A 16,999-nucleotide genomic window follows, 5' to 3' on the forward strand; every position below is an offset into this window, starting at 1 on the left:
ATTTCTCAGGAATTGTGGATTCCCGCCAGTGGAAGCAGATCGCGCAAAGAGTCGATTTGATGCACGGGTACAATACCGGAATGCGGCGGACGGCCTACACGGTTAATCCAGACAGAAGGAATTCCTGTATCGAGTGCCCCGCGAATATCCGTGCTTTGCTTATCGCCAACCATCAAAGCTTCTTCCGGCGCAACGCCCAACAATCCAAGCGCATGACGGAAGATCGAGGTATCCGGTTTGCCTTTTCCGAACGTTCCCGAAATCACGATATGATCAAAATAAGGCACCAACTGCGGTACGCCGTCCAACTTTTCTTGTTGCAGCGATGGACAGCCGTTCGTCAACATAAGCAGTTTGACATTCCCCTTGAGCTGATCAAGTACGGAATAGGTCTCTTCATAGACGTGCGGACGCTTGCGACGCTCCGCAGCAAATAATGCGGACAATTCCAGGGCCAGCGCTTCATCCTCGACGCCGAGATCAGCCAGGCCCAGACGCCATGCTTCTTTCCGATAAATCGGAGCAATCTCTTGCAATTTACGGAATTCCGGCTGTTCGCCTTTGTCAAAATTCGCCCACAGGCCTTCGAACGGGCTGATGCCGATCATCTGGGTGAACGGATAGGTTTCGTAAGTTGCATACAGATCGCGAGCACGGTCGCGCACTGCCGCTTCAAGCGCTTCGGCATTGATTCCCGTACGACGCGCCGCTTCTTCCGAAGCGACTTCAAAAGCTTCTTTTACGCTGCGCTCATCCCAGAGCAAGGTATCATCCAGATCAAAAATTACCGCTTTTACCGTCGTTTCCACCGTCATTTCGTAGTCCCCTCACTCTTCCGTTATAATCGCCGACACGCGTAACCCTACGTGGGCTGAAGATAAGTTATTGCTTTTTTTCAACCGGAATCTGATGCTGCTCCGCAAATTCGGTCACGCGCTGAGCGATCTCTTCCGTTTTGAACATCTTCAGGAAACGGGAGAAGATCCAATTGGCGCTTTTTCCTTTTGTCTCGATCGTAACATAGCCTTTTTCGATTCGGAATTTGGCAATATCGCCCGCCAGAAGCGTACGTTCACGGTTAAAGCGAATCGTCGATACCCGGTCTTTGCCCACGCGCAAAAACGGACGGCGCAAGAACATGATCACCGCCAAGATGACATACATGACGATGATGAACCAATACGATGCGCCGGAAGCTTCTTCCACGCCCGACATTTGCGCTCCCACCGTAATGACGGTCAGGAAAATGGCGATAATCATCAGAAACGTCGGGAACATGTAATTCCTGCCTTTGAACGTGTCGTAGGCTTGATTCACGGTTCCTGCGGCACCGATTCGTTCCTGGCCTGTTTTTTGCCTCAAAGTGTTCGTTTTCTGCTGATTTTTACGGACCTGTCTCTCCCATGAACGGGACATTTCTTTTCCCCCTTAGCGATCTATCACTCTGCTTATGAAGCTTTATACAAAAAAAGCTCGCCGGAACGCGGCACTCCCTGTCCGCGAACCGGCGAGCCATTTCCGTTTCGATGAAGCGCTTGCCTTGAACAATAAAAATTAATGCAGCTTGCCGCCGTTCTTCGGTTCTTCATCAACCCATTCGATCGAATCCAGCTCTTGACGGAAATTGCGCCGTACGTTGCCGAGATAGATTTCACGAAGTTTTGCACGCTCTTCCAGCTCTTCTTCGCTCAGTCCTTCGGCTTTATGTTTACGGGCCAGCTCATTGATCCGGCCTACCAAAGTATCGATATCCACTATACACCCTCCTTGTAACCATACTTCTTTATACTTTCACATGAAAAAAAGAGCTTGTCAAGGCGATTGCCCTGCAAGCTCTTTTCTCGATTTCCGACGTATGGCTTACGAGTTCGCGCCCGTCACAGCCTCGCTGCCTTACGTTTTAAAAATTAGGCAAAATCAATTCTTCGCCGGCATAAATCTCACTGCTGTTCAGCTCGTTCTTCTGCTTGATCCCCGAGATGAAAATCCGAGTATCCGCGCCTTCCGGTTTATTGTTTTCGGCAATGGACCAGAGCGTATCGCCGGGCGATACCACGACCGTGCGTACTTCCGCCGGAGGCGTGTTGCTCTGAAGAGCATGCACCACTCCTGTTCCTGCGAATAAGCCGATCAATACAAACAACAGCAAACGAACTCTAGCCGCGCCAGTTTTGCTCCAGCGGTACTTTGGCATACCGATGCTATGTAAAAGAGAAGGAATAGATGAAAAGATTCGATGAATGCGCCCTTCATTGTTGCTTCCCACGGTGTCATAGATACTTTTATAAGTTGTGTACTTTGGCATTTTCAACACTCTCCCAAACGTTTGTTCTGCCCTCTGCGAACAATATAGCACGAACATACGTTCAGATCAATAGGTTTTGGAACGTTTGTTCGCGAAAATTTGTTCGCATCTTCGCAGAACTTACGTTTGTGCGAACGGAAGTTCTATGATATAATCGTCCCATATCGCATTCGAAATTTATGATTCTTTTTGGGATGCTTTTGCAAGATAATGAATAATTAAATGATTAATGAATGGGGTTGATACGAATGTCGAAGATTTCCGTACGCCAACAGGCTATTCTGGAATTTATCCGTACTGAGGTCAAATCCAAGGGATATCCGCCGTCCGTTCGCGAAATCGGCGAAGCGGTAGGTTTAGCTTCCAGTTCCACCGTTCACGGACATCTGGATCGCTTGGAGAAAAAAGGGTTGATTCGCCGCGACCCGACAAAACCACGCGCGATCGAATTGCTTGGCATGGATGAGTCGGAGAGCAGCAACTTGTTCGCATCGACAATCCGCCGCGTTCCGGTCGTGGGTAAAGTTACTGCCGGCGTGCCGATTACGGCAACCGAGAATATTGAGGATTACTTCCCTCTTCCGCAGACGATGGTCGGCGAAGATCAAGTGTTCATGCTCTCCGTCATTGGAGACAGCATGATTGAAGCAGGCATTAACAGCGGGGATTACGTCGTAGTTCGCCAACAACAGACGGCCAACAATGGCGATATCGTTGTAGCCATGACCGAGGAAGACGAAGCCACAGTGAAGACGTTTTACAAGGAAAAGGATCATATTCGCCTTCAGCCGGAAAACCCAACGTATGAGCCGCTTCGTTTGACTCACGTTACGATTCTCGGTAAGGTCGTAGGTTTGTTCCGTAATTTTCATTGAAGGACGGACGCATGATTGAATTTCAACAACGTCCCAATTAAAAAAACTCCCCGGATAACGGAGGAGTTTTTTTGTGCAGTATAAGTTATGCCCTAGTCTGCGGTTCGGTGTCGTCTCGATGATGGTTCCGGCACGTTCGGGCGGTGCTTAATTCGAAGCGCTCTCTCTTCTTGCGTAGATGAATAGGGCGAGCCCGGAATGATTTCGCCTGCTTCGCGATTAGGTAGCCACGAAAACACGGCTTTCAGCTTATAAGCTTTACGCAATACGGAAATATGCGTTAATGAAGACTTGTCCGGCCAACGGATATATCCGCTCTGCTCCAGGTTAATCAGCGTGATCGTCACATCCCGGAATGCGCCTCCGCTGCGACGCATAAGTCCGGCCATCGATAGTAAACGAAAAGCGAGCCAACGATGACGACGCAAAATTCCCAAAATCCTTCGCTCCAAGCGATTCATCTTCACAAACACACCCTCTCGTTCGGAACGTATGTTTGTATTATAAGCGAACATCAGTTCTTTTTCCAGCCTATTTTTGGATTTTCGGATAAACGTTCAGCGCATCCTGGATATGATAAGGTTTACTCCAAGGACTGCCGTCCGCATCAGCGGTTACCAGCATGTACTCCTTACCGTCTTTGACAGCGATCGAAGCCAAACAGAGACCCGCGGCGCGTGTATATCCGGTCTTTCCGCCAAGGATCTGTCCGCCTTTGAATTGCAGGGTCGGAGCGCTTTCCGATAGCGTGCTATGCACTGTCATTCCTTGTGGATGAGTGTTCGTCGGCGACATCGAATATTTATGCGTCGTGACCAATTTGCGGAAAGTCGAATTTTTAAGCGCGGCTTTCATCAGGATCGACATATCTTTGACCGTAGTGTAGTGATTGGCGTTATGCAGACCCGTGACATTCGTAAAATTCGTATGCTTCATGCCTAGCTGCTTGGCTTTCCGATTCATCTTTTTCACGAAATCCGCTTCCGATCCGGAAACCGCGTACGCCAGTCCAACAGATGCGTCCGCTCCCGAAGGCAGCATCGAACCGTATAGCAGGTCAATCGCTTTGACTTTTTCGCCCCGCTTAAACCCTGCCATCGACGCCCCTTGCTTCTCCAGGCTTGCAAACATCCCGGCCGGCAGTGTCGTCTTCCGTTGAAGGTCCGGCAGATTTTCCAACGCCACGAGCGCCGTCATCATTTTGGTCATCGAAGCCGGATATACTTTTTGATTGATATTTTTCTTCATCAGCACCCGACCGTCACTCATTCGGATCAAAATAGCATTGGAGCTATAGAGTCCTGAAGCCAATTTGGAAGACGCGGACGACAAAAGCGTTGATTCGTAACTAGCCGTCTGAGCGGCAAGCGTTTAGGCAGGCAAAATACTTCCCGAAACGGCTATAGCCGATGTCATCACGATCGCTGCCGCAGTTTTCCAAAACTTGCGTGCATAGGCCTCGTTTTTTGCTGTCCTTCTTGATTTCACTCTTATGTCTCTCCTTCTATGTTCAGATTTCCCGTAAATAAACCTCATGAATCTGATGATCGCGTCCTTTTCTCAAGATCAGATCAGCCCGTTGACGCGTCGGTAAAATGTTTTCGTTCAAATTCAGCAGATTGATGTTCTCCCAGATCTGCGAAGCACGCTCGACCGCCTCCTGGTTACTCAGATCCGCATAACGATGGAAGTAAGACAACGGTTCGCGGAAGGCCGTCTGTTGCAGGAGAAGGAAACGATCGATATACCAACTGCGAATATCTTCGGCGTCAGCGTCGATGTACAGCGAAAAGTCGAAGTAATCGCTCACGAACACCGGTTGTCTTTTGCTGACTTGAAGTACGTTAATCCCTTCTACGATCAAAATATCCGGATTATCGATCACTTCGAACCGGTCCGGCAGCACGTCATAGGTGATATGCGAATACAGCGGGGCTTGAACATTGCGCTCACCGTCTCTTACTTTACTCAAGAAATCGATCAACTGCTTGGTATCGTAGCTTTCCGGGAATCCTTTTCGAGCCATAAGCCCCTTCTTTTCCAATACGCGGGTAGGGTATAGGAAACCGTCCGTCGTCACCAGGTCCACCTTCGGGTGATGCTCCCAGCGGGACAAAAGGGTCTTCAGCAAGCGCGCCACCGTACTTTTACCTACGGCCACGCTTCCGGCAATCCCGATAATAAAAGGCTTGTTTACCGGTTCACAACCCAAAAACGCACTGGTAACCTCTCGCAAATACTGGGCCGCCCTGACCTTCAAGTTAATCAGACGGGTCAATGGAATATAGATATCCTCTGCTTCACGCAGCGAAATTTTGTCGTTCAGACCTTTGATTCTCTCCAACTCTTCCTCGGACAACAACAGTGGCGTTCGACTCCGCAATGCTGCCCATCTGGCTCGATCGAATTCTTTGAAATTTCCATACGCATTCATCTTCAACCGATCCCTCACTCTGACATAGTACCTTCAGTCTAGCAAATTACATCCGTTTTGAACACGCATTTGACTTTGTTTTGAAAAAAGGCGCAACCTTTGATCGTTTCCTCCACAGTAAACGTTTTTAAAACAAAAACAGCTTCCGGCCTTGGGGCTCGGAGGCTGTTGGTCTAACTGGAAACTTTGAATACATGCTTGTGCCGCGGATAGCTGACGCCTTTGATCCATACGCTGAAATCGGTATACTGCTGCACGGTACCGCCTTCGTCCACTTCCGACTCGTCGATCGCGTCAATCACGAAGATCGGCACTTGCATCAGGGCGGCCGCGAAAAATTCTTCGTTGCTGATTAGTTCTCTGTACGTTTTCATAATAAAATCTCCTTGGCTTGTAAAAATCGGTTCCCGACTTAGAAAGCAGGAACCGATTCTCATTGTAACCAGAACGCCGGCGCTTGTAAATGATACGGCTGGAATTCGGTTTATTCGGGCTGTACTCGTTAATTTCAAAAGGAAGAATATTATTGAAAATAACCGAATAGGCGCTTTTTACAAACGTTCACTTAACTCTAATTGATGATCAATCTCTCTTTCTATTTCGTTATAAACTTGCAGACCTGTTTTCTGCCACACAATCGAATCCTGTCTTAAAAAACTAAGAACACGTTCACCGCTTTGATTGAATTGAGTCAAAAAGCTGCTATCCAATTTCAAATGAACGACTTCATTCAAAATTTCGACGTATTCATTGCAGATATCCTGCTGATCAAGAGTTTGATTAGCATCCAAACCAACCCATTCATATGCACCGTTCTCTACAATTTTCGACGACCCTTCAATATAAGTCATTGAAGAATTCCTCATAAAAATTTTGATCTGAATTAAAATCGAACGTAATTTTTTCTTCAATATCGTTTTTGCTTCCAACTTATTTCTTCCCCCTACTACTCTTGTTGAATAAAAATACTCTATAATTTTAAAGTTTGAAGCAATTATATTGTATCAAGAGAATAAGTTAGGGTACAACAGGAAAATTCATAATTTATTTCAATCTGTTTACTTCGTAGTCGGGGGTGGTATGTATACCTTTCAACTACATTTTCAGGAGGAAAACATTATTTTCATAAGCTTGGTTCAAGCTATAGAGCTTAGCAGCGAAGTTCGACTGCATGTGATAAGCGGCGAATTTTACGAGGGGATTTGTAACAATCACCCTAAAGACGACTTACTTTTCGATATTCATAGCGATCAGCGAATCGTGACATTGCCTCGTTGGACCATTAAACGAATCTGGCATGCTGTATAAATAAAAAAACGCCTGCCCAAGGCAAATCTGACGGTATATCCCCTCAAGTCAAACAGTGAAAAGAAGCTCATGATAAATGGGATCAACACTGGAGACCGGAGGGTTTTTTATTGCCCAAAAAGGACCAACCTTCAATCGATACAGTGCGAAAACAACAAGAAGCCGTTCCGAACCGGGCAACGACTATCGCAACACGTGTACCGAGTCCTTTTTCTCGTATGCAAAAGCTGAGCAGCTGTATGCGGAGAATCCCAAAACATTTGAAGAAGCCAAGTACCAAATTACGATCGGGACGGGTATGCGCAAAGAATAGGCTGCTGCACTCAAATAGCATGATATTGATTGGAGCAAAGTTCAACTGCGTATTGATGAAACTTCGACTTTACGGCTCACTTTTTAAAGCGACTTCCTAAAAACTTTGTGGGCATTTTGTGGGCACGCAGGCAACTGAACGTGTTTTTGAGAGAGTGCCCATAAAAACAAAAACCCTTAGCGCTTAGAGCGCCAAGGGTTTGAAGTCCTAGTAAAGCGTCATGTACTGATCGCGTTCCCATTGGTGGACTTGAGTTCTATACATATCCCACTCAATTTCTTTCAACTCGTAGAAGTGCGTCAGAGCGTGTTCGCCCATCGCTTGTACCACGACTTCGTCGCGGATCAGTTCGTTGAGTGCTTCTTTCAGATCGGCCGGAAGGCTTGGAATGCCTTCTTCGATCCGCTCTTCTTCGGACATCACGTAGATGTTGCGGTCGATCGGAGCCGGGAGCTTGAGCTCTCTTTTGATCCCGTCGAGACCGGATTTCAACATCACCGCGAGTGCCAGATAAGGGTTCGCTGCCGGGTCCGGGTTACGAACTTCGATCCGGGTGCTCAGGCCGCGCGACGCCGGAATACGGATCATCGGGCTGCGATTGCTTGCGGACCATGCCACATAACAAGGAGCTTCGTAACCAGGCACAAGACGCTTGTACGAGTTTACGGTCGGGTTCGTCACCGCCGCAAATGCACGAGCATGTTTGAGGATGCCTGCCATATAATGACGGGCTGTCTCACTCAGACCGAGCGCATCGCTCTCATCGTAGAAGGCGTTCTCGTTACCGCGGAACAGCGATTGGTGACAGTGCATGCCGGAACCGTTCATGCCGAACAGCGGTTTCGGCATGAACGTCGCATGCAGACCGTGTTGGCGAGCGATCGTTTTGACCACCAGTTTGAACGTTTGGATCTGGTCGGCTGCTTTCATCGCATTTTCGTATTTGAAGTCGATCTCGTGTTGTCCCGGCGCTACTTCATGGTGGGACGCTTCGATTTCAAAACCCATTTCTTCAAGGGTAATGACGATCTCGCGGCGGCAGTTCTCGCCCAGATCGGTAGGCGCCAAGTCGAAGTATCCGCCTTGGTCGTTCAGTTCGTCGGTAGGATTGCCATTTTCGTCGGTACGGAACAAGAAGAATTCCGGTTCCGGCCCTACGTTCATTGCGCTGAAGCCCATTTCTTCCGCTTCTTCCAATGCACGACGCAGAACGGCACGAGGGTCGCCTGCGAACGGCTTGCCGTCCGGCATATAAATATCGCAGATCAGACGCGCAACGCGGTTTTCCGTCACCCAAGGGAAGATCACCCACGTGTCGAGGTCCGGGTACAGATACATATCGGATTCTTCGATCCGCACGTAGCCTTCGATGGAAGATCCGTCGAACATCATCTTATTGTCAAGCGCTTTAACCAACTGGCTGACCGGAATTTCAACGTTTTTGATCGATCCGAGCAAGTCGGTAAACTGAAGACGAATAAAACGAACGTTTTCTTCTTTGGCAATGCGCAAAATATCCTCTTTAGTGTAACTCAAGATACCCTCTCCTCTTCATGTCTTTTCTTCATCATCGAAGGTCGCTGTTACAACCTGATGAGCTGACCGTTTGTAATAATTCGCTGAGACAAAGAAAATCCCTGCCTTGTTTCGAAAAGAATGTATTCTTACTTTCTATTAAAGAATCGGGAAAGTTCGCCTTGAATCAGCGAGACTTGACCCGGCTTCTTACCGGAAACCAATTGCTGCTTAAGCATGCGGTGAAGCTGCGAGTCGGAAAGCTCCTTACGCTTCTCTTCGGTCGCGGCGTTAAGAACCGTCGCTTCTTCGGACTCTTTAGTGACCGGGTTCATCACTTGCTTAATGCCGGCAATGTTAACGCCTTTCTCGATCAGTGCTTTGATTTCCAACAGTCGTTCTACATCGTTAAAAGAAAACAAACGCTGATTTCCCGAAGTACGCGCCGGAACAATCAAACTATGCTGCTCATAATAGCGGATCTGCCGTGCAGACAAATCAGTCAGTTTCATTACGATGCCTATAGGGAATAAGGCCATATTTCTGCGAATGTCGTCGCCCATGGATTCATCAACCTTCCAGTGTACTATTCTGGGTTCCATCCCGAAATCCGCCTTAATCCCGGATGCCTGGGCGCGTAGCACCCTGTCATTCAGTGTTGTCGTTCGGGGATGAAACCTTATTCTCTCTCTTATTGTACATATCCTGATAGGAAGCGTCAATGATGTGTTAGATTAACTCACAGTAAATTGCGATCAAAAAGTGTCTGTAACGCATTAAGTACTCCATATTTCACATGCGAATACGTTAGCCCGCCTTGCAAATATCCGATGTAAGGCTCGCGAATCGGCGCATCCGCCGACAATTCCAAACTTCCGCCTTGAATAAAAGTTCCCGCCGCCATGATAACCGGATTCTCGTAACCCGGCATATCCCAAGGTTCCGGTACCACGTGACTATCGACCGCAGCGGCCAACTGCACGCCTTGCACGAAGGCGATCAACTGCTCCGCGCGCTCGAACACGATCGCTTGAATCAGGTCTGTCCGCGGCGCGTTCCAGGCCGGACTGCTTGCGAACCCCGCCAAATCAAACATGGCAGCCGCGAAAATACTTCCTTTTACCGCTTGTCCGACAATTGTCGGTGCCATGTAAAGGCCTTGATAGATTCCTCTCGTTGTTCCCAGCATAGCCCCTACTTCAGCCCCGATGCCCGGAGCGGTCAAACGATAAGCCGCGAGTTCAACCAGGTCTTTGCGTCCGCAAATATATCCTCCGGTTTCCGCCAAGCCTCCGCCCGGATTTTTGATCAAAGAACCTGCCATAAGATCTGCGCCAACCTCGGTCGGCTCGATTTTTTCCGTAAATTCGCCATAGCAGTTGTCTACGAACACTATCGCATTCGGAGCCAATTCCTTAACGCGACGCGTCATGGCTCCGATCTCTTCCACCGTAAAAGGAGAACGCCAAGAATAACCGCGCGAGCGCTGAATGCCGATCACGCGAGTATTAGGCGTTATTTGACGCTCGACCTCCATCCAATCAATGTCCCCATTCTCCAGTAATGCCGCTTCGCGATATCCAATGCCAAAGTCAGCCAGCGAACCCGTGCCGTCGCCTTTTTTGCCGATTACCTTATGCAGCGTATCGTACGGAGTTCCCGTGATGTACAAGAGCTCGTCGCCCGGACGAAGCACGCCGAATAACGCGGTAGAAATGGTATGCGTTCCCGAGGCGAAATGAGGGCGTACGAGCGCAGCCTCCGCTCCGAATACTTTGGCATACAGTTCATCCAATACTTCGCGCCCGCGATCATTATAGGCATAGCCCGTCGAAGGATTAAAATGATAATCGCTGACTTTGCATTCCCGGAAAGCTTCGATCACCTTCCACTGATTATGTTCGACAATATCGTCTACGACATCAAAAAGAGGGCGTACCCGCCGTTCCGCTTCTTCTTTCCATTGTTCGATCCGTGTATCAAATGTTTTCATTGCGTCTCAATCCGTCCTTCATATCCGATTCAAATTTGCTGGTTCTCAAGTTAGCTGCCTGCAACATTCTTTTAACCTCGCGTGTCAGACCTGAGTCTAACACTTCACAGAATTAACGCGTCACACCCATGTAACGTTTTAATTGCGGTAAAAGGCGAAACTCATACAGAGGGCGAACCCGCTTACCGTCAATAGGACGGCTGTGCAAAGTTCGCCTCGGCATCACTTTATAGCGCTCAGACTTTATACTCTTCCAGTAGATACGCGTACTTCTCTGCTTCTCCCTTGTGCAAGCGCACCTCATAAACGATATGTTCTTCATCAAAATCCTGCGAGATTACTTCTCCGATTTTGTACAATTGAGAAGCCAGATCGCCGCGAGCAGCCGGAACGCGATAAGTGACGGTTCCGCCGGTCAGTTCCTCTTGAAGACGGTTCAACAGCTTTTCCAAGTCTTTCTCGTCGTAGGCGCTAAGGCGCAGATTCCAATCGTCTTCCGGCAAAAGTTCCAATTGTTCCGGCGTGCAGAGATCCTTTTTGTTGTAAATCTGAATCTGAGGCTTATCGACCGCTCCCAGTTCTTGCAGCAGCTGATCGACGACCTTCATCTGATCTTTCAACATCGCCGAGGAAGCGTCTACAACATGCAGCACAAGATTGGCTTCGTTGACTTCTTCGAGCGTCGCTCGGAATGCGGCAATCAGATGGTGAGGCAGATTCTGAATAAAACCAACGGTATCCGTCAAAACGATCTCTCTGCCGCCAGGCAGTTCCAACGTTCTCGACGTCGGATCAAGCGTGGCAAAAAGCTGATTCTGCACGTAAACGTCGGCGTTCGTCAACTGGCGCAGCAGCGTCGATTTGCCTGCATTCGTGTACCCGACCAAAGCTACCTGAACCGTTCCGCTCTTTATGCGACGCTGACGCTGCTGGGCACGATGTTTCTCGACTTCCGCGATTTGGCGCTTCAATTCGTCGATTCGCCCGCGAATATGACGACGGTCCGTCTCCAGCTTGCTTTCGCCCGGACCACGCGAGCCGATTCCGCCCCCAAGTCGGGAAAGATTGCGTCCTTGTCCCGCCAATCGCGGCAGGAGATAGCTCAATTGTGCCAATTCGACTTGAATGATGCCTTCGCGCGTCTTGGCACGTTGCGCGAAAATATCGAGAATCAACTGTGTGCGGTCGATAATTTTAAGATCCAGCTCTTCTTCCAAATTTCGCACCTGCGCACCGGAAAGCTCCTGGTCGAAGATGGCCGTATTGGCGCCCAACTCATCCGCGATCAATTTCAGCTCCTGAACTTTACCTTTGCCGATGAACCATCTCGTATCTTTCTTTTCCCGGTTCTGCGACATGCTGCTGAGCACTTCAACGCCTGCCGTGTCAGCCAAAGCGACAAGCTCCTCCAACGAGTAAACCGGATCAATGCCGGAACGCTTCACATCATCCGTTACCAGACTTACTAGAATCGCCCTTGAGCTTTCCTCTGGAGTTGTATCGTAAGTTGTACTTTGCATGCTTTTGTTCTCCTTCTATCCGTATGGGGCTTTGTTTAAAAACCCGGCATCCCATTATCCCCGATTATTTGCCGTCTGGCAATCGGGACTTGTCAAACAGCCATTTGGTAAACGCCAGCATTTCGCGCCCGCGCGTTTGCCAAACGTTCAATGCTTCGGTGTCGGCCAGCACGAATTGCGGATCATCATAATGCAAAAACTCCGCAATATCCCGTGACCGCGCACCATGAAACCGATGCGTTACGATCGATGCGGTATGCACGCCTTGCTGCTCCATGATGCGGCGGCTCAACAACAGGTTTTCGTATGTGCTTGTCGCCTCGTTTTCGAGCCAGATATCCGCCTTCGGCACACCGCGTTCGATCAGATATTCAGCCATGCCTTCTGCTTCAGTCAGTCTCATTTCAGGACTATCCAAACCTCCGCTGACGATCAGTTTCGGATATGCGCCGCTTTTGTATCCTTCATAAGCGGCATCCAATCTCTCCTTCAATGCGGGGCTCGGCTTGTTATCCCACAGCCGGGCGCCGAGCACGATCGCGACATCCGTAGAATGTTCCGACGACAAGGACATGCCTTGACCGATTCGAACCTGCATATACAACGTCCACAGCGCGAATAGCAGGAACCCTGATAATAAAACGATTCCTACGCGCTTCTTCCAACGCCTGCCGCGTCTCGACTTTCGTTCCGGAATATGCACCGGTCCAGCAGATCGAAACGCAGTCGTACGTTCTCTTTTTGCCACTTTCCAAATTCCCCTTTCCTTTGAATGAAGGCTAAAACTACACCTTCAAAGCGGAAGCCGGGAACAGTCGTCTGCGATGCTCGATCGAAAGTCTGAAGTAAGGAAAGGCGTGAGCATCGATCATTCGCAGCAAACCGTGTGCCGTTTTGGTAGCCAATGCGTAATCTGCTTCCGTAATCACTCCGCGCCGCAATGCGTCATCCAATTCGTCTTCGTCAAGCAAAAATACAGTTCCGTCCCCTAATACCACAATATCCAGGTACAGGTCGTCGAACCAGGGAACTCCTTGATCCGTTACGCCCTGCGATTTGCAGATATCAATGTACCATTCTACCACTTCCCTTTTTTCGTTGAACATCGTCGTTACGATGAAGTGGGCGTCCTTGGGAAAATACTGCAGCCAAGAATAGCCCTTGTCAGCCACGCAAAACGTAAGTCCCCCATACGTTTTCATTAGCGGTTCCTTCAATTTGAGCATGTTGTACAAGGTTACGTAGCCCGTAAAGCGGCGGCTGTCGATATACCGGCACAAGAATCTCCGGTCGGTTACGCGCCGCCAGTTGGCTCTGTCAGCAAATTTACGTTTCATAGGGAACCGACCCTTTCTCTATTCCATTTGCATCAAGCTTATCACATTCTCTGGTCACTTCACAAAAGAAGTGACTTGCTCATGTCTTTGTATTACCCGTTTTAAGCAAAAATGTACAAAAAAAGCTCCGGAAAGCCGTTTCCGGCTTCCAGAGCTTTCTTGATTTGGTTTTCATTCGCTGACGAAGACGTATGCAGGGAATGAAATTAAGGCTGGGTCGTTGCCTCGTCTTGCGTCTCGGTCGTACCCTCAACCGTGCCAGGATCGGTGTTTTGAGCATTAGGGTCAACAGCAGGATCGGTTGGCGTGTCCGGCTGCGACTGATCGGCAGGCGCATCAGGAATTACGGTACCTGGAACAACATTCTCCTCGCCGCCGGAATCTCCTTCGGTTGGCGGAATGTTCGTTCCCGGGTCGGTATTTTCCGTCCCTCCGTTGTTTCCGTTACTGTTTCCATTACCGTTCCCATTGCCGTTGTTGCCTGAGTTTCCGTTGCCGTTATCGCCCGAATTCCCATTGTTTTCGCCCTCATCCGTCTCCGGAGGCGCCACAGGCACTTCACCTTGATCGATTTCCGGATCAGTTTCTGTCTCATCCGGCGGAATCGTATCGTCCGGAAGATCCTCTTCGGGATTATCTTCGGCCGGAACGGTCAACGTAACCGTGTTTGAAGCTGCCGACTCGACGATAGGCTCCTCGCCTGCCCGATATGCGGTAACGGCATAACTGTAGGTGAGTCCCGGAAGCGCACCGGTATCGGACGAGGAAGCCGACATCAAGCCGTCCGTCAGCAATGAAGGCTGAGTTTCGGATGACTCCTGCCGATACAAACGGTAACGAATGTTTTCGCCGCCTACCGGCTGCCAGGAAAGCATGATTGTTTGGTTAGCCACGTCGTAAGAGGCTACCAGCCCCGACGGCGAAGCGGCAGGTTCAACCGTCTCCGGCTGCTGCGGTTCCGGTGTCTCTACCGTCTCCTGAGCAGGCGCATCCGGCGCTTTGAAATCATTCACAGGCATGCCTTCCATGGCTTGTTTCATGATTCGCGCGAACATGGAAGCCGCCAATCCGCTGCTGTTTTTGAGCATATGCTGCGCATCCGGTTTGTCATAGCCCATCCAGACGGCGCCTGTCCATTCCGGCGTATAACCGACGAACCATACGTCACGGTTGGCACTGTTACCCTCGATACCGCTTTGAGTCGTTCCCGTTTTACCCGCAAGCGGACGACCGATATCGGCTTTGCGGCCGGTACCGTCGGTAATCGTGCTGCGCATCATGTCGGTCATTTCGTAAGCCGTTTGAGCGCTCATGACTTGTTTGGAATTGTCGATTCGACTATAAATCTCGATTTCGTTCGAATCCCGAATCGATTTGATCGCATAAGCTTCCATGTATTTGCCTCCGTTGGCAAACGAGTTATAAGCCTGAGCCATCTCCAACGTATTCGTGCCTTTGCTTAGACCGCCGAGCGCTATACTCAGGTTATGGTCATTTTCGGTCAACGGAATGCCTAAAGACTCTGCGAATTGATAACCCGTCTCCACGCCGATCTGACTAAGCAGCCAAACTGCCGGAATATTGATCGACTCGGCAAGGGCGTCTTTCATCGATACCGATTGACTATAGCCGTGCAAGTTTCGAGGACTATAATTGCCAAAGCTTTGCTGTTCATTGTTCAGTGGCGTGTCCACAGTAAATCCGTTCTCCAGCGCGGGTGCATAGGATGCGATCGGCTTGAACGCCGAACCCGGCTGTCTACGGCTGTTGACCGCGCGGTTGAAGTCGCCTTTATGATAATTACGGGCACCCAGTATGGCAACGATGCTGCCGTTCTGGTTGTTCGTGATCGTCATGGACGCCTGTACGGGCTGATCGTCAGGACTTTGCTCGAACATCGCGTCGTCCTTGAATGCTTCCTCAAGGCTCTGCTGCGCTTTTGCGTCCATCGTCGTGTAAATCTTGTATCCGCCGCGGTTCAGATCGTCTTCGGTCAATGCCGTCGTATCTTCCGCTTCCTGAAGGACATAATCGATAAAGGCTTGATAATGCGTTTCCTTCGTCTCCGGCGGCGTATACGCATAATCGACCGCTGCCGCCTTATCTTTTTCCGCTTCCGTAATGTAACCTTGCTCATACATCAGCTGAAGCACGACTGCGCGGCGTTCTTTGGACTTGTCGGGATTGGCAATCGGGTTGTAACGCGTCGGTGCCTTCGGCATCGCCGCCAAGGTCGCCATTTCCCATAATTCGAGTTTATTCAGGTCGCTTTTGCCGAAGTAACGCTCGGATGCCGCTTTGATGCCGTAATACTGACCGCCGAACGAAATCCGGTTCAGATACATCGCCAAGATCTCAGGCTTCGAATACTGACGCTCCAGCGCCAATGCGATCGACACTTCCGTCGCTTTTCGGAAGAATGTTTTATCCGCCGACAAGAAGATGTTTTTCGCTAACTGCTGGGTAATCGTACTGCCGCCTTCAACTGCGGAACGTGCAATGATGTCTCGTACTGCCGCACGGCCGATCGATCGGAGATCGACGCCCGAGTGCTCGAAGAAACGCTTATCCTCCGTCGCGACAAAAGCATCCTGAAGCAACTCCGGGATATCCTGCGATTCGACTTCCTCGCCTCGCTGGATTTTGATTTCTCCGATCTGAACTCCCGTACGGTCGTAAATAACTGTCGGCGCTTTAATTTCGATCTTGTCTTTATTCTCTGCCAGTATTTTCTCTCCGCTCACCGTAATGAACAGATAACCGCCCAGCGCACAAAACACGGCAAAAGCAGCCGTGAAAAACAACGTCCAAAATACGCGTTTCCCCGTTATTTTTTTCTTTTTCTTCGGGGAGGTTTTCTTCTTGGCGGTCGTCGGAGGTTTCTTCCCTCCGCCGTTACCTCCGCTTCCGCTGCCTCCGGTCGTCCGGTTGGAGCGGCTCAATTGTGGGTTAGGCATGATGTGTTGTGACACCCCTTTTGCTTTCTTTGCGCATGCAGACCGTCTGCGTACGCGCCCTAACGAAAAGAACAACCTGTGAAGGTTGCTCCCGTTCGCAGCTATGGACTTAGACGTTAGGATACAGGAAAAGTTTCAAAATTGCCGTTACAGGTTTGTCATTCGTTCGTCACTTTTGATCAAAAGCTGCCCCGGATTACTCTCCGGACGTGGTCTCTTGCTGAGTCAGGGATACGTTGCGCTGCGGCATGAACGTGGAAATGGCATGCTTGTACACCATTTGCTGACGTCCGTCGCTGTCGATCACGATCGTAAAGTTGTCGAATGCCTTGATCGTGCCCCGAATTTGAAAACCGTTGGTCAAGTAGACCGTGGCCGGGATATTCTCTTTGCGCAGTTGGTTCAGGAACGTGTCTTGAATATTAATGGATTTGTTCATAAC

Annotated in this window: 19 protein-coding genes; 2 read left to right on the forward strand and 17 right to left on the reverse strand. The window is 49.6% G+C overall.

What is annotated here, in order from left to right; all coding sequences use genetic code 11:
- Positions 1–5 precede the first annotated feature (5 nt).
- From HRQ63_RS03555 to HRQ63_RS03570, 4 genes are all read right to left on the reverse strand, one after another.
- Positions 6–815, reverse strand: a complete 810-nt coding sequence (locus tag HRQ63_RS03555) for an HAD family hydrolase (protein WP_172239190.1) — start codon at positions 813–815, stop codon at positions 6–8.
- 67 nt (positions 816–882) lie between these two features.
- Positions 883–1,416, reverse strand: a complete 534-nt coding sequence (locus HRQ63_RS03560; RefSeq protein WP_172239193.1) for a methyltransferase — start codon at positions 1,414–1,416, stop codon at positions 883–885.
- 138 nt (positions 1,417–1,554) lie between these two features.
- On the reverse strand, positions 1,555–1,755 hold the full coding sequence (locus HRQ63_RS03565; RefSeq protein ID WP_037288787.1) for a DUF896 domain-containing protein: 201 nt from the start codon (positions 1,753–1,755) through the stop codon (positions 1,555–1,557).
- 145 nt (positions 1,756–1,900) lie between these two features.
- A complete protein-coding gene (locus tag HRQ63_RS03570; RefSeq protein WP_172239196.1) occupies positions 1,901–2,314 on the reverse strand; it encodes a LysM peptidoglycan-binding domain-containing protein in 414 nt (137 codons plus the stop codon).
- 239 nt (positions 2,315–2,553) lie between these two features.
- Here HRQ63_RS03570 and lexA point away from each other — a divergent pair, with 239 nt between their 5' ends.
- Positions 2,554–3,180: a transcriptional repressor LexA gene (gene lexA / locus HRQ63_RS03575; RefSeq protein ID WP_172239199.1), complete on the forward strand. Its 627-nt coding sequence runs from the start codon at positions 2,554–2,556 to the stop codon at positions 3,178–3,180.
- A 92-nt stretch (positions 3,181–3,272) separates the two neighbouring features.
- Here lexA and HRQ63_RS03580 read toward each other — a convergent pair whose 3' ends face one another.
- The 5 genes from HRQ63_RS03580 to HRQ63_RS03600 form a co-directional block, all read right to left on the reverse strand.
- On the reverse strand, positions 3,273–3,647 hold the full coding sequence (locus HRQ63_RS03580; protein WP_172239202.1) for a hypothetical protein: 375 nt from the start codon (positions 3,645–3,647) through the stop codon (positions 3,273–3,275).
- A gap of 64 nt (positions 3,648–3,711) precedes the next feature.
- On the reverse strand, positions 3,712–4,512 hold the full coding sequence (locus HRQ63_RS03585; protein WP_172239205.1) for a D-alanyl-D-alanine carboxypeptidase family protein: 801 nt from the start codon (positions 4,510–4,512) through the stop codon (positions 3,712–3,714).
- Positions 4,513–4,690: 178 nt separating this feature from the next.
- Positions 4,691–5,614: a type I pantothenate kinase gene (coaA, locus tag HRQ63_RS03590; protein ID WP_172239208.1), complete on the reverse strand. Its 924-nt coding sequence runs from the start codon at positions 5,612–5,614 to the stop codon at positions 4,691–4,693.
- A gap of 173 nt (positions 5,615–5,787) precedes the next feature.
- On the reverse strand, positions 5,788–5,988 hold the full coding sequence (locus HRQ63_RS03595) for a hypothetical protein (protein ID WP_037288795.1): 201 nt from the start codon (positions 5,986–5,988) through the stop codon (positions 5,788–5,790).
- Between the two features lie 177 nt (positions 5,989–6,165).
- On the reverse strand, positions 6,166–6,543 hold the full coding sequence (locus HRQ63_RS03600) for a hypothetical protein (RefSeq protein WP_172239211.1): 378 nt from the start codon (positions 6,541–6,543) through the stop codon (positions 6,166–6,168).
- A 455-nt stretch (positions 6,544–6,998) separates the two neighbouring features.
- Between HRQ63_RS03600 and HRQ63_RS03605 the strand changes: the two genes are divergently transcribed.
- The gene (locus tag HRQ63_RS03605; RefSeq protein WP_172239214.1) at positions 6,999–7,235 is read left to right on the forward strand and encodes a hypothetical protein; all 237 of its coding nucleotides are present in this window, start codon (positions 6,999–7,001) and stop codon (positions 7,233–7,235) included.
- A 207-nt stretch (positions 7,236–7,442) separates the two neighbouring features.
- Here the strand turns inward: HRQ63_RS03605 and glnA are convergent, their stop codons facing one another.
- The 8 genes from glnA to hfq form a co-directional block, all read right to left on the reverse strand.
- Complete coding sequence (glnA, locus tag HRQ63_RS03610) at positions 7,443–8,771, reverse strand: type I glutamate--ammonia ligase (RefSeq protein WP_037288797.1); 1,329 nt, start codon at positions 8,769–8,771, stop codon at positions 7,443–7,445.
- 128 nt (positions 8,772–8,899) lie between these two features.
- Positions 8,900–9,313: a MerR family transcriptional regulator gene (locus tag HRQ63_RS03615; RefSeq protein WP_018977629.1), complete on the reverse strand. Its 414-nt coding sequence runs from the start codon at positions 9,311–9,313 to the stop codon at positions 8,900–8,902.
- 176 nt (positions 9,314–9,489) lie between these two features.
- Positions 9,490–10,743, reverse strand: coding sequence for a methionine gamma-lyase family protein (locus tag HRQ63_RS03620; protein ID WP_172239217.1), 1,254 nt, complete (start codon positions 10,741–10,743; stop codon positions 9,490–9,492).
- 236 nt (positions 10,744–10,979) lie between these two features.
- Positions 10,980–12,263, reverse strand: a complete 1,284-nt coding sequence (gene hflX / locus HRQ63_RS03625) for a GTPase HflX (RefSeq protein WP_172239220.1) — start codon at positions 12,261–12,263, stop codon at positions 10,980–10,982.
- Between the two features lie 64 nt (positions 12,264–12,327).
- Positions 12,328–13,011, reverse strand: coding sequence for a YdcF family protein (locus HRQ63_RS03630; protein ID WP_172239223.1), 684 nt, complete (start codon positions 13,009–13,011; stop codon positions 12,328–12,330).
- 37 nt (positions 13,012–13,048) lie between these two features.
- On the reverse strand, positions 13,049–13,600 hold the full coding sequence (locus tag HRQ63_RS03635) for a ribonuclease FAU-1 family protein (protein WP_037288804.1): 552 nt from the start codon (positions 13,598–13,600) through the stop codon (positions 13,049–13,051).
- Between the two features lie 206 nt (positions 13,601–13,806).
- The gene (locus HRQ63_RS03640; protein WP_172239226.1) at positions 13,807–16,557 is read right to left on the reverse strand and encodes a PBP1A family penicillin-binding protein; all 2,751 of its coding nucleotides are present in this window, start codon (positions 16,555–16,557) and stop codon (positions 13,807–13,809) included.
- Between the two features lie 196 nt (positions 16,558–16,753).
- Complete coding sequence (gene hfq / locus HRQ63_RS03645; RefSeq protein WP_037288808.1) at positions 16,754–16,996, reverse strand: RNA chaperone Hfq; 243 nt, start codon at positions 16,994–16,996, stop codon at positions 16,754–16,756.
- Between the last annotated feature and the right edge of the window lie 3 nt (positions 16,997–16,999).

It is taken from the genome of Saccharibacillus endophyticus (genome assembly GCF_013185185.1).
GTDB classification, from domain to species: domain Bacteria; phylum Bacillota; class Bacilli; order Paenibacillales; family Paenibacillaceae; genus Saccharibacillus; species Saccharibacillus endophyticus.

Coding starts and splice junctions, on each gene's coding strand:
- HRQ63_RS03555 (WP_172239190.1), bottom strand. CDS start 815: ATGACGGTGGAAACGACGGTAAAAGCGGTAATTTTTGATCTGGATGAT.
- HRQ63_RS03560 (WP_172239193.1), bottom strand. CDS start 1,416: ATGTCCCGTTCATGGGAGAGACAGGTCCGTAAAAATCAGCAGAAAACG.
- lexA (WP_172239199.1), top strand. CDS start 2,554: ATGTCGAAGATTTCCGTACGCCAACAGGCTATTCTGGAATTTATCCGT.
- coaA (WP_172239208.1), bottom strand. CDS start 5,614: ATGAATGCGTATGGAAATTTCAAAGAATTCGATCGAGCCAGATGGGCA.
- HRQ63_RS03595 (WP_037288795.1), bottom strand. CDS start 5,988: ATGAAAACGTACAGAGAACTAATCAGCAACGAAGAATTTTTCGCGGCC.
- HRQ63_RS03605 (WP_172239214.1), top strand. CDS start 6,999: ATGGGATCAACACTGGAGACCGGAGGGTTTTTTATTGCCCAAAAAGGA.
- HRQ63_RS03615 (WP_018977629.1), bottom strand. CDS start 9,313: ATGGGCGACGACATTCGCAGAAATATGGCCTTATTCCCTATAGGCATC.
- HRQ63_RS03620 (WP_172239217.1), bottom strand. CDS start 10,743: ATGAAAACATTTGATACACGGATCGAACAATGGAAAGAAGAAGCGGAA.
- hflX (WP_172239220.1), bottom strand. CDS start 12,263: ATGCAAAGTACAACTTACGATACAACTCCAGAGGAAAGCTCAAGGGCG.
- HRQ63_RS03635 (WP_037288804.1), bottom strand. CDS start 13,600: ATGAAACGTAAATTTGCTGACAGAGCCAACTGGCGGCGCGTAACCGAC.
- HRQ63_RS03640 (WP_172239226.1), bottom strand. CDS start 16,557: ATGCCTAACCCACAATTGAGCCGCTCCAACCGGACGACCGGAGGCAGC.
- hfq (WP_037288808.1), bottom strand. CDS start 16,996: ATGAACAAATCCATTAATATTCAAGACACGTTCCTGAACCAACTGCGC.